Below are 14,536 nucleotides of genomic sequence, written 5' to 3'. Positions count from 1 at the left end.
CTGACGCAGCAGGCGCCCCTTCCAGGATCCTCCGACTCCGCCCCGCCGTCCGCTCAGGGAGCGATCGGCAGCTGCCGCTTGTGCTCGGTGAGCTCGTAGCGGCGGACGATCGTGGCGTAGGCGGCCTCCGCGACCGGCTTGCCCTCCAGGAAGTCGTCGATGTCGTCGTAGGTGACGCCGAGCGCGTCCTCGTCGGCCTTGCCCGGGTCGAGGGTCTCCAGGTCGGCCGTGGGCGTCTTCCACACCAGCTCGGCCGGGGCGCCGAGCTCGTCGGCGATCGCGCGGACGCGGCGCTTGGTGAGGCCGGTCAGCGGGACGACGTCGGCGGCGCCGTCGCCGAACTTGGTGAAGAAGCCGGAGACGGCCTCGGCGGCGTGGTCGGTGCCGACGACGAGACCGTCGTGGGCGCCGGCGACCGCGTACTGGGCGATCATCCGCTGCCGGGCCTTGATGTTGCCGTGCACGAAGTCCTGGTGGTGGGCGTCGCGGAAGGTGACGCCACCGGCCTGGGAGGCCTCCAGGGCCGCGTCGCTCGCCGCCTTGACGTCCACGGTGAGGACCCGGTCGGCGCGGATGAAGCCGAGGGCGGTCTGCGCGTCGCGCTCGTCGGCCTGCACACCGTACGGCAGGCGCATCGCGAAGAAGGTGGCGTCATGACCGGCGGCGCGCGCCCGCTCCACGGCGAGCTGGCAGAGCCGGCCGGCGGTCGTGGAGTCCACGCCGCCGCTGATGCCGAGGACGAGGGAGCGCAGTCCGGTGGAGGTGAGCCGCTCGGTGAGGAAGGCCACCCGGCGCTCGATCTCCGCCTTCGGGTCGAAGGTCTCGGCGACCTGGAGGTCCCGGGCGATCTGCAGCTGGAGGGCGGTGGACGCCGGGTCGGTCACGGAGGTCTCCTCGTCAGGGTCGGTCGGCGGTGTACCCGCTGGTACGGGGCTGCACCGGGGTCGACTCTACGCGCCCGCCGACCGGGCTTCGGACGCCTCCGGGGTGCACAGCACCTCGACCCGCTGGACGAGGTTGTTGGCGAAGCCGCCGCGGTTCCAGGGCGGGGCCAGCGGCTGGATGTTCCCGGCGGTGTCGGTGGCCCGCACGGTCAGGTGGCGCAGTCCCGGCGTCGCGGTCCAGGTGGTGCGCCAGGCGCACCAGGCCCACGGGTGCGCGGGGTCGCGCTCGATCTCGGCCCCGATCCAGGCCGCGCCGCCGTCCTCGCTGACCTCGACGCGGGTCACCGGGCCGTGCCCGGACCAGGCGCGCCCGGTGAGCGGCACGGGGCCGGGGCGGACGACGCGGGTGCGGGACATGAAGTCGGGGAAGCCCGGGGGCACCATCAGGGCGCGGGGCGCGATGAGCGTCACGGGCTCCCCCGGTTCGTCGGCGTCCTGGCGCAGGCGGTAGGCGACGCTCTGCTGGAAGCCGGTGTACGGGGTGTCGGTGAGCGTGATGTCGTGGAGCCACTTCACGTGGGCCATGCCGTACCAGCCGGGGACGACGAGCCGGAGCGGGCTGCCGTGCTGCGGCGGCAGGGGCGCGCCGTTCATCGCGTACGCGACGAGGACGTCCCGGGCGGGGTCGGCGGCCGTGGCCAGGGGCAGGCTGCGGCGGTAGTCCTGCTCGACGCCGCGCTCGACCCCGTGGTCGGCGCCGGTGAAGACCGCGTCGGCGGCGTCCTCGGCGATGCCCGCCTCCGCGAGCAGGTCGGCCAGCGGGACTCCGGTCCAGTCGGCGGTCCCGACGGCCTCCACCAGCCAGGGCTGGCTGACCGGGCGGGGGGTGAGCCGGGCCCGGCCGTTCCCGGCGCACTCCAGGGTCACCCGGCGGGTGACGGCGGGCCGGGCACGGAGCGCCGCCAGGTCCAGGTCGAGCGTCCGCAGGACCCGGCCGCCGACGGTCAGCCGCCAGCCGTCGGCGTCGGTGGCGGGGATGTCGTAGTGGACGAGGACGTAGTGCAGGCCGGGCGGGGTGACGTCGTACCGCAGCGCTTCGAGGGGCAGTCCGTGGTTACGGGCGGCGAGGGCGAGCTCCTGCGGGCTGACACCCTCCTCGGGCCCGGCCACACGCCCCGGTGTGCTGATGTCACCCAGACCACTGAGGGATCCGTCCATGCCCTCATGGTGCGCCGGGGCGGGGGGCGGGGCATGTCGGGCCGGAGGGTGGGAGGGGGCCCTGGTCCTGACGGCGGCCGCGCAGCGCCCGGTCGAGGCCGGCCTGTGGGGGGCCGGTGAGGGCGCGGCCGAAGATCTCCTCGTAGGCGGGGTCGCCGATCGTCGCGCGGGCCGTGTCGGCGTACTTCTCGCGCAGCGCCCGCAGGCCGATCAGGCCGCGCCGGGGCTGGCCGGTGGAGCGCCAGTACGCCTCGCCCGTGCCGCTCACGTCCGCCGCGCGCTCGCCGTCCCCGGCGGCCGCGAGGGCGGTCGCGAGGACGTCGAGGCCCAGGGCGACACCGAGGCTGGCGCCGAGGCTCCGGGTGCCTTCGAGCATGGCGCGGGCGTGGCCGGAGGCGGCCGCCGGGTCGCCCTCCAGGAGGCCGGTGAGGGCGAGCTGGTAGTCGAGGGCGGTGCGGGTCCAGTGCTCGTCGAGCTCCTCGCACAGGGCGCGCAGCCGCAGCGCCCGCTCCCTGGCCTCGGCGAGGCGGCCGAGACCGGTGAGGGCGAAGACCCGGACGAGGTCGCAGCGGAGCCGGGCGGCGGAGTCGGCGGGGCCGCCGGGGGCGGCGTCGAGGACGTGCCCCACGACGACGTACGCGGCCGTCGGACGGCCCGTGGTCAGGGCGAGGAGCCCGGCGAGGGCGGCGGCGTCGAGCGTGAGGTCGCCGGGTCCCTGAATCCTCTCGTACGAGGGGTGCCCGGCGTGCTCGATCCGCTGCGCGTGCTCCGTGTGTCGGGCCTCGCGGGCGCAGCGCTCGCTGACCTCCTGCGCGGGTCCGGACTCGCCCTGGAGGACCAGGGTGACGCCGAGGGCCCACAGGGCGCGGGCCCGGGTGCGGCCGCGGGCCTCGCTGAGGAGGAGGGCCTGTTCGAGGCCGTCGCGGGCCTCGCGGAGGCGGCCGCGGCAGGACCAGGCGAAGGCGACGGAGCCGACGAGGTCGAGGGCGGCGTCGGGGTCGGTGCGCAGCAGCCGGTCCAGGGCGGTGCGCAGGTCGGTGTGGTGCGCGTCGACGGTGCGGTACCAGCGGAGCTGGCGGGCCCCGTGCCATTCGGTCTCGGCCCGGCGTGCAAGGCCCAGGAAGTGGGCGGCGTGCCGGTCGGCGACCGCCGCGGTCTCGCCGGTCCGGTCCAGCCAGGTCGCCCCGTACTCGCGGATGGTGTCGAGCATGCGGAGTCGGCCGGCGGCGTCGGGCGGCCGGACGACGGAGGAGCGGACGAGCCCGTCGAGCGCGCCGGGCAGGGTGGCGCGGTCCAGGGGGCCGCCGGAGCAGACGGCGGTCGCGGAGGCGAGGTCGAAGGGGCCTCGGAAGACGGAGAGCCGGGCCCAGAGGAGGCGTTCGAGGGGGGTGCTGAGCTCGTGGCTCCAGCCGATGGCGGCGCGCAGGGTCTGGTGGCGGTTCGGCCAGACCCGCTCGGTGTGGGCGAGCAGGTCGAAGCGGGCTCCCGGCGGGCCGTCGAGGCGGGTGCCGAGCTGGTCGCGGACGGCTTCGGCGCCCTGGAGGCGGATCTGTGCGGCGGCCAGTTCCAGGGCGAGCGGGATGCCCTCCAGGCGTACGCAGATCTCGCCGGCGGGCCCGGCGGCGGGGAAGTCCTCCCCGGCGGCCCGGCGGAGCAGCTCCAGGGCGTCGCGTCCGGCGGGCGGCAGCGGGTCGAGGGCGACGACCCGCTCCCCCGGCACGCCGAGGGGGCGGCGGCTGGTGGCGAGGACGGTGAGTCCGGGGGCGGCGGCGAGGAGTTCGGTGACGAGCCGGGCGCAGGGTTCGGCGAGGTGCTCGCAGGAGTCCAGGACGAGGAGCAGCCGGTCGTCGGCGAGCCGGTGGCAGAGTCCGGTGGTGGCCATGCCGGGGGTGTGGTCGGCGAGGTCGACGGAGTCGGCGACGAGGGCGACGAGGAGCCGGTCGCCGTCGAGCTGGCCGAGGTCGGTCCACCAGGCGCCGTCCGGGTAGGCGTCCGCCGCGTGGTGCGCGGCGCGCAGGGCGAGCCGGGTCTTTCCCACGCCCCCGACGCCGGTCACGGTGACGAGGCGGTGCTCCGCCAACGCGGCGGATATGCGCTCCAGTTCCGTGCGGCGTCCCACGAAACCGGGGTTCTCGTCCGGCAGATGTCCACGCACGGGAGCAGTCTCCCTCATGCCGGCCTCGAACGGACCTGCGGAGCCGGTTCGTTACGCTGCCGGTCTCCGTACCGGGCGGTCGGATCCGGTTCGTTACGCTGCCGGTCTCCGTACGCGACCTGCGGAGCCGTTCGTCACGCCGCCGATCTCGGTGCTGGACCTGCGGAGCCGTTCGTCACGCCGCCGGTCTCGGCTCTCTCCGGGGCGGCGGAAATTCGTTTGACCTGGTCACGGGGTGGAGCTGCACTGTGCGGGGCACCACGGACGGTGGTGCCGGTGTTCCGGGGAGGCAGCAGTACCGATGGAGATTCGTCCCACGACCGAGCAGGACCGCGGCCTCTTCGTCGACACGATGCACACCGCGTTCGCCCTCGTCCCCGACACGCCGGCCGAGGACGGCGGCGGGGCCTGGTGGTCGGCGTTCGAGATGGAGCGTGGCCTGTTCGCCCTGGCGGAGGACGGGCGGCCCGTCGGCACGGCCGCGTCGTACTCCTTCGAGCTCACCCTGCCCGGTGAGGTCCGCGTCCCGGTCGGCGGGGTGACCGCCGTCGGCGTGCTGCCCTCCCACCGGCGCCGGGGCGTACTCAGCGCGATGATGCGGCGTCAGCTCACCGAGCTGCGCGCCCGGGGCGACTTCCTTTCCGTACTCCTCGCCTCCGAGGCCACGATCTACGGCAGGTTCGGCTACGGCCCGGCGACGTACACGCAGTGGCTGACGGTGCCGCGCCGGCGGGCCGCACTGGCGCTCCCCCGGGCGCTCGGGACCACGGACGCGGCAGGCGCGGGCTCGGTCGAGGTGCTGCGGCGTGCCGAGTGCGCGGAGGTCCTCGAAGCGGTCTACGACCGGTACCGCCGCGCGCAGCCCGGCGCGCTGTCCCGGCCGCACCGCTGGTGGGCCCTGCGGGCGGGGCAGCCCCCGATCGCTCCGACCGCACGGTACGTGGCGCTCCACCGGGACGCCGACGGGACCCCTGACGGGTACGCCAGTTACTCGGTCGGCGACGACCGCACGCTGACCGTCGACGAGACGATCGCCTGCGACGACGCCGTCTTCACGGCCCTGGCCCGGTTCGTCCTCGAACACGACCTGGTCGAGCAGGTCATGTTCAAGCACGTCCCGCCCGGGCACCCGCTGCGCTGGCAGCTCGCGGACTTCCGCGCCGGCGAGGTGGCCAAGGACACCGACTGGCTCTGGGTGCGGCTGCTCGACGTGCCGGGCGCGCTGACCGCGCGCGGCTGGTTCACGGACGGCGAGCTCGTCCTCGATGTCGACGACCCGTTCCTCGGGGAGCGCGGCCGCCATCTGCTGACCGTCCGGGGCGGCAAGGCCGAGTGCGTCCCGACGGACCGGGAGCCCGACCTGTCCCTGGACGTGCGGGACCTGGGCTCGGTCTACCTGGGCGGCACCGCCCCGAGCACCCTCGTGCGCGCCGGGCACGTCCGGGCCCACCGCCCGGGTGCGGCCGCGCTCGCCGACGCCCTGTTCCGCGGGGACCGCGCCCCGCACTGTCTGCACTGGTTCTGAGGGCCCACCGGGCACTGGTTCTGAGGGCCCACAGGCCGGGGGTCACGCTCCTGCGACGGTGACGTCGATCGAGTGCCAGCCCTGAGCTCCGTCGGGCATGGTGTCCGTGCGGTGCTCGGGCTGGGTGGTGCCGGTGCCGTCGGTGGCGCGGACGGTGAGGGTGTGGCGGCCGGGGGTGGCGGCCCAGGGGTGGACCCACTGCCGCCAGGTGTCGGCGCTGTCCTGCGCCGCGAGCCGGGCGTCCTGCCAGGGGCCGTCGTCGACCCGCACCTCGACCCGGCGGATGCCCCGGTGCTGGGCCCAGGCGACCCCGGCGACCATGACGGTGCCGGCGGCGGGGTGGGCGCCGTCGCGCGGGGTGTCGATGCGGGACTGCGTCTTGACGGGGGCCTGCGCCGCCCAGCCGCGCGGCACCCAGTAGGCGTCGTACGCGTCGAAGGTGGTGAGCTCGATGGACGCGATCCACTTGCAGGCGGAGACGTAGCCGTAGAGGCCGGGGACGACCATGCGGACGGGGAAGCCGTGGGTGAAGGGCAGGGGTTCGCCGTTCATCCCGAAGGCGAGGAGCGCGTCGCGGCCGTCCATGACGGCTTCGACGGGGGTGCCGATGGTCATGCCGTCGACGGAGCGGGCGACGAGTTGGTCGGCGGGGCCGCCTTCGGAGGGCGGGCGGACGCCGGCCTCGCGGAGCAGGGGGGCGAGGGGGACGCCGAGCCAGCGGGCGTTGCCGACGAGCGGACCGCCGACCTCGTTGGAGACGCAGCACAGGGTGATGTCCCGCTCGACCGTGGGCCGGGCCATGAGCTGCCGCAGGGTGAGGGTGCGTTCCTCGCGGACGCCGCTGCCGTGGATGCGCAGCCGCCAGCGGTCGGCGTCGACCTTGGGGACGATGAGCGCGGTGTCGACGCGGTAGAAGTCGCGGTTCGGGGTGACGAAGGGACCGAGGCCGGGGACGTCGAGCCGCGCTCCGGCGGGTACGCCCGGGGCGGGGGAATCGGGTCGGGGCAGGACGAGGGCCGCACGGGAGGCGGCGGCGTTCTCCTGTACGGGGGTGCCGACGGCGCGGGCGATCGCGGCGGCGCCGGTCGCGGCGAGTCCGGTGGAGGCGGCGACGATCAGGAAGCCGCGCCGGTCGGCGCGCGCGGTCCCGGGCCGGGGCGTGAGGAGCCGGCCGGTCAGGACGTACAGGAGGAGCGCGCCGGCCGCCGCGCCGACCAGGGAGGGGACGGCGTCCGTGACGGACTCGGAGTCGGGGCGGGTGACGGCGGCGACGGCCCCGAAGACGCCGAAGGCCCCGACGGCCGCCGCGCCGAGCAGGCGGTGGCGCAGCGCGAGCAGCCCGACCCCGAGGGCGAGGAGGGCGAGCAGGAGCAGGATGCCGAGCTGGAGGACGGTCTTGTCGTTCTCGCCGAAGGCGCGGATGGCCCACTCCTTGACGGCGGCCGGGGTGCTGTCGACGACGGCGCCGCCGACGGCCGGGACGGGGCTCGCCTCGGGGCGTACCCAGTGGGCGACGAGGTCCGCGACGGCCAGGGAGACGTACGCCGAGACGAGGCCGCCGAGCGCGGCGAGGAGACGGTCGGTGCGGGTGGGTTCGCGGCGCGGTTCGTCGTGGGGCTGGGGCGCGGGCCTGGTGGCGTTCATGGTCGCTATTTCGGCACACCCGGCCGCCCGGATGGGCCGCATCACCCGGATGGGCCCCCGCGCGTGTCCTGCGCGCGCCCGGCCACGGCTCTCAGCGCGCATCTGCCTGCCCGCCCGCCCGCCACTGCTCCCAGCACGCGTCCGCCTGCCCGCCCGCTACGGCTCTAGTCATGCGCCCGCCTGCTCGCCCGCCACTGCTCTCAGTGCGTGTCCGGGTGCTCGCCCGGTGCCGCCAGTTCCTGCACGGCCTCGACGCCGACGACCGCGCCGGTGGACTTCTTGCCGCGCCGCAGCCGGCGTTCGAGCCAGGAGGCGAAGGTGGTGAGCGCGAAGTTGAGGGCGATGAAGATCACGGCGACGACGGTGAAGCAGGCGATGGTGTTGGCGCCGTAGTTGGCGCTCATCGGGCGGACGGAGGCGAGGAGTTCGGAGAAGCCGAGCATCGCGCCGCCGAGGGCGGTGTCCTTGACGATGACGACGAGCTGGCTGACGAGGGCGGGGAGCATGGCGGTGACGGCCTGCGGCAGGAGGACGGAGGTCATGATCTGGCCCTTGCGCATGCCGATGGCCTTGGCCGCGTCGGTCTGCCCGGTGGGGAGGGCGAGGATGCCGGCGCGGACGACCTCGGCGAGCACGGAGGCGTTGTAGAGGACGAGACCGGTGACGACGGCGTACAGGGGCCGGTTGTCCGGGCTGACGTCGGTGAACTCGGAGTAGGCGGCGTCCGCGAAGAGCATGAGGATCAGGACGGGGATGGCCCGGAAGAACTCGACGACGGTGCCGGCGACGGAGCGGACGAGGACGTGGTCGGAGAGCCGGAGGATGCCGAGGAACGCGCCGAGGGGCAGCGCGATGACCATGGCGAGCGCCGCGGCGATGACGGTGTTCTTGAGGGCGGGCAGGATGTACGTCTCCCAGACGCGGGCGTCGGTGAAGAAGGGCGCCCACTTGGACCATTCGAGCTGGTTCTTGTCGGCGAGGCTCGCGACGACCCACCACACGACGGCGGCGAACCCGATCAGGAACAGCACGCTCCAGAGGAGGTTGCGCCGCCGGGCGCGCGGGCCGGGGACGTCGTAGAGGACGGTGGGCTTGTCCTTCACCGCTTCACCGCCACCTTCTTGGCCACCCAGCCGAGGAAGAGCCCGGTGGGCAGGGTCAGGCAGAGGAAGCCGACGGCGAAGATCGCGGAGATGAGGAGCAGCTGGGCCTCGTTCTCGATCATCTCGCGCATCAGCAGGGCGGCTTCGGCGACGCCGATGGCGGCGGCGACGGTGGTGTTCTTGGTGAGGGCGATGAGGACGTTGGCGAGCGGTGCGACGACGGAGCGGAAGGCCTGCGGGAGCACGATCAGGCGCAGCACCTGGGGGAAGCTGAGGCCGATGGCGCGGGCGGCCTCGACCTGTCCCAGGGGGACGGTGTTGATGCCGGAGCGCAGGGCCTCGCAGACGAAGGCGCTGGTGTAGGCGGTGAGGCCGAGGACGGCGAGGCGGAAGTTGATGGTGGTGAACCGTTCGGCGCCGAGGCTGACTCCGAGGGTCTGGAAGAGGCCGAGCGAGGTGAAGACGATGATGACGGTGAGGGGGATGTTGCGGACGATGTTGACGTAGGCGGTGCCGAAGCCCCGCATGAGGGGGACGGGGCTGACGCGCATCGCGGCCAGCAGCGTCCCCCAGACGAGGGAGCCGATCGCGGAGTAGACGGTGAGCTGCACCGTCACCCAGAAGGCTCCGAGCAGGTCGTACCCCTGGAGGAAGTCGAACACGGCGGCCTGCTCACTGGACGATGACGCCGATCTTCGGGGCGGGCTCGTTCTGGTAGCCGGACGGACCCAGGTTCTTGTCGACAGCGGCCTGCCACGAGCCGTCGGCGACCATCTTCTCCAGGGCCGTGTTGATCTTGGCCTTGAGCTCGCTGCCCTTCTGGACGCCGATGCCGTAGTTCTCGTTGCTCATCTTGAAGCCGCCGAGCTTGAACTTGCCCTTGAACTCGGGCTGCGCGGCGTATCCGGCGAGGATCGCGTCGTCGGTGGTGACGGCGTCGATGACCCCGTTCTCCAGGCCGGTCAGGCACTCGGAGTAGCCGCCGTACTCCTGGAGTTGGGCGTTGGGGGCGATCTTGTCCTTGACGTTCTGCGCGGAGGTCGAGCCGGTGACCGAGCAGAGCTTCTTGTTGTTCAGGTCGGACGGCTTCTTGATCGAGTCGTCATCCGCGCGGATCAGGACGTCCTGGTGGGCGAGCAGATAGGGACCCGCGAAGTCGACCTTCTCCAACCGCTTGGGCGTGATCGAGTACGAGGCCGTGATGAAGTCCACGTCGCCGCGCTGGAGCAGCGTCTCGCGGTCGGCGCTCTTGGCCTCCTTCCACTCGATGTCCTTCGGGTCGTGCCCCAGCTGCTTGGCGACATAGGTCGCCACGTCGACGTCGAAGCCGGTGTACTTCCCGTCGGGGGTCTTCAGGCCGATGCCGGGCTGGTCGAACTTGATGCCGATGACGATCTTGCCGTTGTCGCCGCTGTCCCGTGGCGCCCCGGCCGCGGCGTTCGCGAATCCGGACGCGGTGACGGAGAGGACGACTGCCGCGGCGGCGGCCACGACGGCCCTGCTGGTCCTGAGCGGGTTCATGAGGATCACCCCTGGAGGCTGGGCTGGGCTGGCAGGTCAGTGGTGGAGGATCTTGGAGAGGAAGTCCTTGGCGCGGTCGCTGCGCGGGTTGTGGAAGAACTCGTCCGGGGTCGTCTCCTCGACGATCCGTCCGTCGGCCATGAAGACCACGCGGTTGGCGGCGGAGCGGGCGAAGCCCATCTCGTGGGTGACGACCACCATCGTCATCCCGTCCCGCGCCAGTTGGCGCATGACCTCCAGGACCTCGTTGATCATCTCGGGGTCGAGCGCGGACGTCGGCTCGTCGAAGAGCATCACCTTCGGATCCATGGCGAGGGCGCGGGCGATCGCCACGCGCTGCTGCTGGCCCCCGGAGAGCTGCGCCGGGTACTTGTCCGCCTGCGAGGCGACGCCGACCCGGTCGAGGAGGGCGCGGGCCCGCTCCTCGGCCTTCTTCCGCTCCTTCTTGCGGACCTTGATCTGCCCGAGGGTCACGTTGTCGAGCACGGTCTTGTGCGCGAAGAGGTTGAAGGACTGGAAGACCATGCCCACGTCGGCCCGCAGGGCCGCCAGTTCGCGTCCTTCGGCGGGCAGCGGCTTCCCGTCGACGACGATCTCGCCCGCGTCGATGGTCTCCAGGCGGTTGATCGCCCGGCACAGCGTCGACTTCCCCGAGCCGGACGGCCCGATGACGACGACGACCTCGCCGCGGTGGATCGTGAGGTCGATGGACTGGAGGACGTGGAGAGTGCCGAAGTGCTTGTCGACCCCTCGCAGTACGACGAGCGCGTCGCCGCCGTCCGGGACGGGCATGGCACCCTCCTGGGTCACGCCCCCCGCTTGCCGCTCCCTCCTCACGTTCATGCTCCGCCCTCCACCCGCCCGGCGCACTCCGGACGACGGGCGTACGGAGGGTGAGGACACCGGTACGCAGCGGGGCGCGGGACCCGGGCGCTCCCCGCCTGGCGGGCCGGACCCTGCGCGGTGCGACGGGCGGGCTCACACTGGGGGGTGGGAGCCGAGTGCGCGAGGAGGGTCCGCCATGAGCATCGCCGCACCCAAGGTCAGCACATTGCCGCCGGAACACCGGGAGCGGCTGATGGCCTTCGCCGAGGACGTGTACTTCGATTCCGGCCACCGCCTCTTCGAGGAGCAGCAGCACGCCGACCGGTTCTGGATCGTGAAGACCGGCGCGGTGACCCTCGACGCGAAGGTGCCGGGCCGGGGGTCGCCCGTGATCGAGACCCTGCGCCACGGCGAGCTCGTCGGGCTGTCCTGGCTGTTCCCGCCTTACCTGTGCCAGTCGGGGGCGGAGGCGATGACGCCGGTCCGGGCGTACGAGTTCGACGCGCCGGCCGTGCGGTCGATGTGCCACTCGGACACGGAGTTCGGCGCCTCGGTGATCTTCTGGGTGGGTTCGATCCTCGCGCACCGCCTCCATGTGACCCGCGTCCGCCTGCTCGACCTGTACGCCCCGCACGGAAGCGGTGTGCTGGCCTGACCGGCGACCCGGCCAGGCCTCGCGGGACGGCCACCAGGTCGGCGCGTCCGGTGACGCCGAGCTTGCGGTAGATCCTGCCGAGGTGGTTCTCCACGGTCCGCACGGACAGGACGTACGTCTCGGCGATCTCCCTGCTCGTACGGCCGCGCGCGGCCATCAGCGCGATGTCCCGCTCCCGGGCGCTCGGCGGGACCGCCGCGGCGGCTCCGGCGAGCGCCGGGGTGACCGCCTGCTGGCACCGGCCGCGCAGCGCGAGCGCCCGGGCGGCGGCCCGGGCGGCGCTCGCCGCGCGGCCCCGGCGGCGCCAGGCCCCGGAGGCCTCCCCGAACGCCTCGGCCGCGTACAGGTGAAGCCCGAGCGCGCCCATCCGCTCGGCGACGGCCTCCAGGGCGGCCGGATCGGGCCCGCCCGCCGGGGCCACGGCCGCCGCGTGGGCGGCCCGCACCTCCGCGAGCGCCCCCTGGACGAGCGCGGCCGCCGCGGCGAGCTCGTCCGCGACGCGACCGGTACCGGAGGCGTGCGCGGGCCTCGCCGAACCGGCCCCGGGCACCGAGGAGGGGCCCGAGCGGCGACGCCTCTGGGTGGTGCCGGCCCCGGACGGCGACCACGACCCCGTACAGCGCTGAGGAGCCGCCGTGGAGATCCCCGACCACCCGCTGGAAGTCCTGTGGGACATCACGTACGCGTGTCCCCTGCGGTGCACGCACTGCTACTCCGAGTCCGGGCGGCGCCCGGCGCGCCGCCTCTCCGGTGACGACATGCTGCGCGCCGCCGACGCGATCCTGGCCCTGGGGACGCAGGGGGTGTGCCTGGCCGGGGGCGAACCGCCGCTCGTACCGGAACTGTTCGCGGTCGCGGAGCGGTTCACGGCCGCCGGGGTGCCGGTGTCGCTGTTCACCAGCGGCTGGACGCTCGACCGGGCGGTGGCCGCGCTGGAGCTGCTGACCGCCGGGGCCCGGGCGACCGTCGGTGTCGACTACGTCGTGATGCGGAGCAACGCCCATCAGGTCGAGGAGTTCCTGACCGCCGTCGCGCCCCGGTTCCCGGGCCTCGGGCAGGTGTCGTTCGGGGCGGTCGTCCCGGAGGGGCTGGCCAGCCGGCCGGGCTTCGTGGAGCACGAGCTGCTCGACGACGCGCGGGTGCGGCTCCTGGGCAGCGCGGAGTACGGGCGGCGGCTCCAGGAGCTCGCGCCGCCGGGCGTCCGGGTGACGAGCACCGACAACCTGGCCCTGCGGATGAGCCCCGATCTGATCGCCGCGGGGGTCTGCCTGCCCGTGCTCCAGATCGAACCGGACGGCGCGGTACGGGCGATGGCGGCGTACGAGGGGACCGTCGGGAGCGTCCTGACCGATCCTCCGGCGGAGCTGTGGCGGCGGGCCGTCGCCCGCCGGCACGACCCGTTCGTCCGGGAGGCCCCCGGCCGGGTGCGGACCATGCGGGACTGGGCGGAGGCCACCCGGGCGATCGACCTCCGCTTCGGCACGGAGGGCCGACCGGCGGCGGATCGCCCGCCGGGCGGCGTTCGTCCCCGGCGGCTGACGGCCATAGGGCAGCCGACGGCTACCGGGCGGTAGGGTGGAGGTGCAGCACCGCAGCATCCCGTACGCACGAGCACCATCCCGTCCGCACCCTCCGGCGACGAGCGGCGAGGCCCGCATGAGCGATCCGACGACGGCACGCGAGGCGATCGCCCTCGTCACCGACGACTTCCACGAACTCCCTTTCGCGGAAGGCCCTTTGACCGGTGACGGGCCGATCGGCTGGCCCGGCTACTCCGCCACGCACGCCCGCGCCGCCGACCGCACCGGCGAGACCGAGTCCGTGGTCTGCGGGACGGGCGTGGTGGGCGGGGTGACGGCGGTGCTGATCTCCTTCGAGTTCCGGTTCCTCGGGGGCTCCCTCGGGGAGCGGACGGGCGCGCGGGCCGCCGCCGCGCACGCCGTGGCCCGGGAGCGACGGCTACCCCTGGTCGTGCTGCCGGCCACGGGTGGCAGCCGCATGCACGAGGGCATGCGCGCCCTCCTCCAACTCCAGCTCCTCGCACGCGAGTCGGCGATCACACGGGCCGAGGGACTGCCGCAGATCGCCGTCCTGCGGGATCCGACGACGGGCGGCGGCTGGGCGACGCTCGGCGCGGGCGCCGATGTCGTCATCGCCCTGCCCGGCGCCCAGGTCGGCTTCGCCGGCTCCCGCGTGCGGCCGCCGGACGCGGACCCCGCCGCGTACACCGCGGAGGCCCAGCTCGCCCACGGTCACCTCGACGCGATCGTGCCGCCGGACGCGCTGCGCGAGACCCTCGGGCGCTGGCTCTCGCTGCTCGTCCGGCCCGCCGAGGGCCCCGTCCCGCCGCCGTACGCGCTCGGTGACCCGGCGGCGCCCGCCGCGAGCGGCCGGGAGGCCGTGGCGCGCGCCCGGCACCCCGAGCGGCCCCGGGCCGGCGCGTACCTCGACGCCCAATTCACCCTGCGCGAGGAGATCTCGGGCGACCGCTGCGGGGGCGTCGACCCGGGCATGCGGTGCGGCTTCGGCCGCCTTCCCGACGGCCGTACGGTCGCCTACGCGGCCCAGTGCGGCACCGCGACCCGCCCGGCCGGCTTCCGCACGGCGGCCCGTCTCGTGCGCCTGGCCGACCGCCTCCGGATCCCGGTGCTCACCCTCATCGACACCCCGGGCGCGGCGAACGACGCCGAGGCCGAGCGCGCCGGTGCCGGGCCCGCGATCGCCGACCTGTTCGCCGCCGTCGCGTCCGCCCGTACCCCGGTGACCGCCCTGCTCATCGGCGAGGGCGGCTCGGGCGGCGCCCTCGCGCTCGCCGCCCCGGGCAACACCTGGGCCACGCCGGACAGTTACTTCTCCGTCATCGCGCCCGAGTCCGCCACCGCCATCCTCAAGCGGGCCCCCGAGGAGGCCGCGGCCACGGCCGACCAGCTCCGGCTGCGCCCGCGGGACCTGGTGGACCTCGGCGTCGTCAGGGGTGTGGTGGAGCACCGGCCGGATGCTCGTTGA

The 14,536-nt window shown here is 74.3% G+C and carries 13 protein-coding genes and 1 pseudogene; 5 read left to right on the top strand and 9 right to left on the bottom strand.

From position 1 onward, the window contains the following. Positions 1-53: 53 nt before the first annotated feature. The 3 genes from nadE to ACZ7HT_RS04045 all read right to left on the bottom strand — a co-directional run bounded on the left by nadE (position 54) and on the right by ACZ7HT_RS04045 (position 4,275). On the bottom strand, positions 54-884 hold the full coding sequence (nadE, locus tag ACZ7HT_RS04055) for an ammonia-dependent NAD(+) synthetase (RefSeq protein ID WP_471159464.1): 831 nt from the start codon (positions 882-884) through the stop codon (positions 54-56). A 66-nt stretch (positions 885-950) separates the two neighbouring features. Then, positions 951-2,102, bottom strand: a complete 1,152-nt coding sequence (locus ACZ7HT_RS04050) for a sulfite oxidase (RefSeq protein WP_471159462.1) — start codon at positions 2,100-2,102, stop codon at positions 951-953. A 4-nt stretch (positions 2,103-2,106) separates the two neighbouring features. After that, positions 2,107-4,275: an ATP-binding protein gene (locus ACZ7HT_RS04045; RefSeq protein WP_471159460.1), complete on the bottom strand. Its 2,169-nt coding sequence runs from the start codon at positions 4,273-4,275 to the stop codon at positions 2,107-2,109. Positions 4,276-4,558: 283 nt separating this feature from the next. Here ACZ7HT_RS04045 and ACZ7HT_RS04040 point away from each other — a divergent pair, with 283 nt between their 5' ends. Then, the gene (locus tag ACZ7HT_RS04040) at positions 4,559-5,782 is read left to right on the top strand and encodes a GNAT family N-acetyltransferase (RefSeq protein ID WP_471159458.1); all 1,224 of its coding nucleotides are present in this window, start codon (positions 4,559-4,561) and stop codon (positions 5,780-5,782) included. A gap of 42 nt (positions 5,783-5,824) precedes the next feature. Here the strand turns inward: ACZ7HT_RS04040 and ACZ7HT_RS04035 are convergent, their stop codons facing one another. The 5 genes from ACZ7HT_RS04035 to ACZ7HT_RS04015 all read right to left on the bottom strand — a co-directional run bounded on the left by ACZ7HT_RS04035 (position 5,825) and on the right by ACZ7HT_RS04015 (position 10,842). Further along, complete coding sequence (locus ACZ7HT_RS04035; RefSeq protein WP_471159456.1) at positions 5,825-7,426, bottom strand: molybdopterin-dependent oxidoreductase; 1,602 nt, start codon at positions 7,424-7,426, stop codon at positions 5,825-5,827. A gap of 200 nt (positions 7,427-7,626) precedes the next feature. Next, positions 7,627-8,529: an amino acid ABC transporter permease gene (locus tag ACZ7HT_RS04030; RefSeq protein WP_471159454.1), complete on the bottom strand. Its 903-nt coding sequence runs from the start codon at positions 8,527-8,529 to the stop codon at positions 7,627-7,629. Next, on the bottom strand, positions 8,526-9,191 hold the full coding sequence (locus ACZ7HT_RS04025) for an amino acid ABC transporter permease (RefSeq protein ID WP_359519261.1): 666 nt from the start codon (positions 9,189-9,191) through the stop codon (positions 8,526-8,528). Before ACZ7HT_RS04025 ends, ACZ7HT_RS04030 begins: the two co-directional genes overlap by 4 nt. A gap of 10 nt (positions 9,192-9,201) precedes the next feature. Next, complete coding sequence (locus ACZ7HT_RS04020; protein ID WP_471159451.1) at positions 9,202-10,050, bottom strand: glutamate ABC transporter substrate-binding protein; 849 nt, start codon at positions 10,048-10,050, stop codon at positions 9,202-9,204. A gap of 36 nt (positions 10,051-10,086) precedes the next feature. Beyond that, positions 10,087-10,842 carry an amino acid ABC transporter ATP-binding protein gene (locus ACZ7HT_RS04015; RefSeq protein WP_471159449.1) on the bottom strand — a complete coding sequence of 252 codons (756 nt, stop codon included), beginning with the start codon at positions 10,840-10,842 and terminating at the stop codon, positions 10,087-10,089. A gap of 229 nt (positions 10,843-11,071) precedes the next feature. Here ACZ7HT_RS04015 and ACZ7HT_RS04010 point away from each other — a divergent pair, with 229 nt between their 5' ends. Continuing rightward, a complete protein-coding gene (locus tag ACZ7HT_RS04010) occupies positions 11,072-11,530 on the top strand; it encodes a Crp/Fnr family transcriptional regulator (protein WP_471159447.1) in 459 nt (152 codons plus the stop codon). Between the two features lie 88 nt (positions 11,531-11,618). Here ACZ7HT_RS04010 and ACZ7HT_RS04005 read toward each other — a convergent pair. Further along, positions 11,619-11,687: pseudogene (locus tag ACZ7HT_RS04005) on the bottom strand (hypothetical protein); the annotation flags it as partial. A gap of 7 nt (positions 11,688-11,694) precedes the next feature. Here ACZ7HT_RS04005 and ACZ7HT_RS04000 point away from each other — a divergent pair. From ACZ7HT_RS04000 to ACZ7HT_RS03990, 3 genes are all read left to right on the top strand, one after another. Then, positions 11,695-11,880 carry a hypothetical protein gene (locus ACZ7HT_RS04000; protein ID WP_471159445.1) on the top strand — a complete coding sequence of 62 codons (186 nt, stop codon included), beginning with the start codon at positions 11,695-11,697 and terminating at the stop codon, positions 11,878-11,880. A 285-nt stretch (positions 11,881-12,165) separates the two neighbouring features. After that, positions 12,166-13,104: a radical SAM protein gene (locus tag ACZ7HT_RS03995; protein ID WP_471159443.1), complete on the top strand. Its 939-nt coding sequence runs from the start codon at positions 12,166-12,168 to the stop codon at positions 13,102-13,104. A gap of 82 nt (positions 13,105-13,186) precedes the next feature. After that, a complete protein-coding gene (locus ACZ7HT_RS03990) occupies positions 13,187-14,536 on the top strand; it encodes a carboxyl transferase domain-containing protein (RefSeq protein ID WP_471159442.1) in 1,350 nt (449 codons plus the stop codon).

This window comes from Streptomyces sp. NPDC037410, from assembly GCF_055602235.1.
The sequence above is the reverse complement of the archived record's forward strand: the minus strand, read 5'-3'. Positions and strand labels throughout refer to the sequence as shown.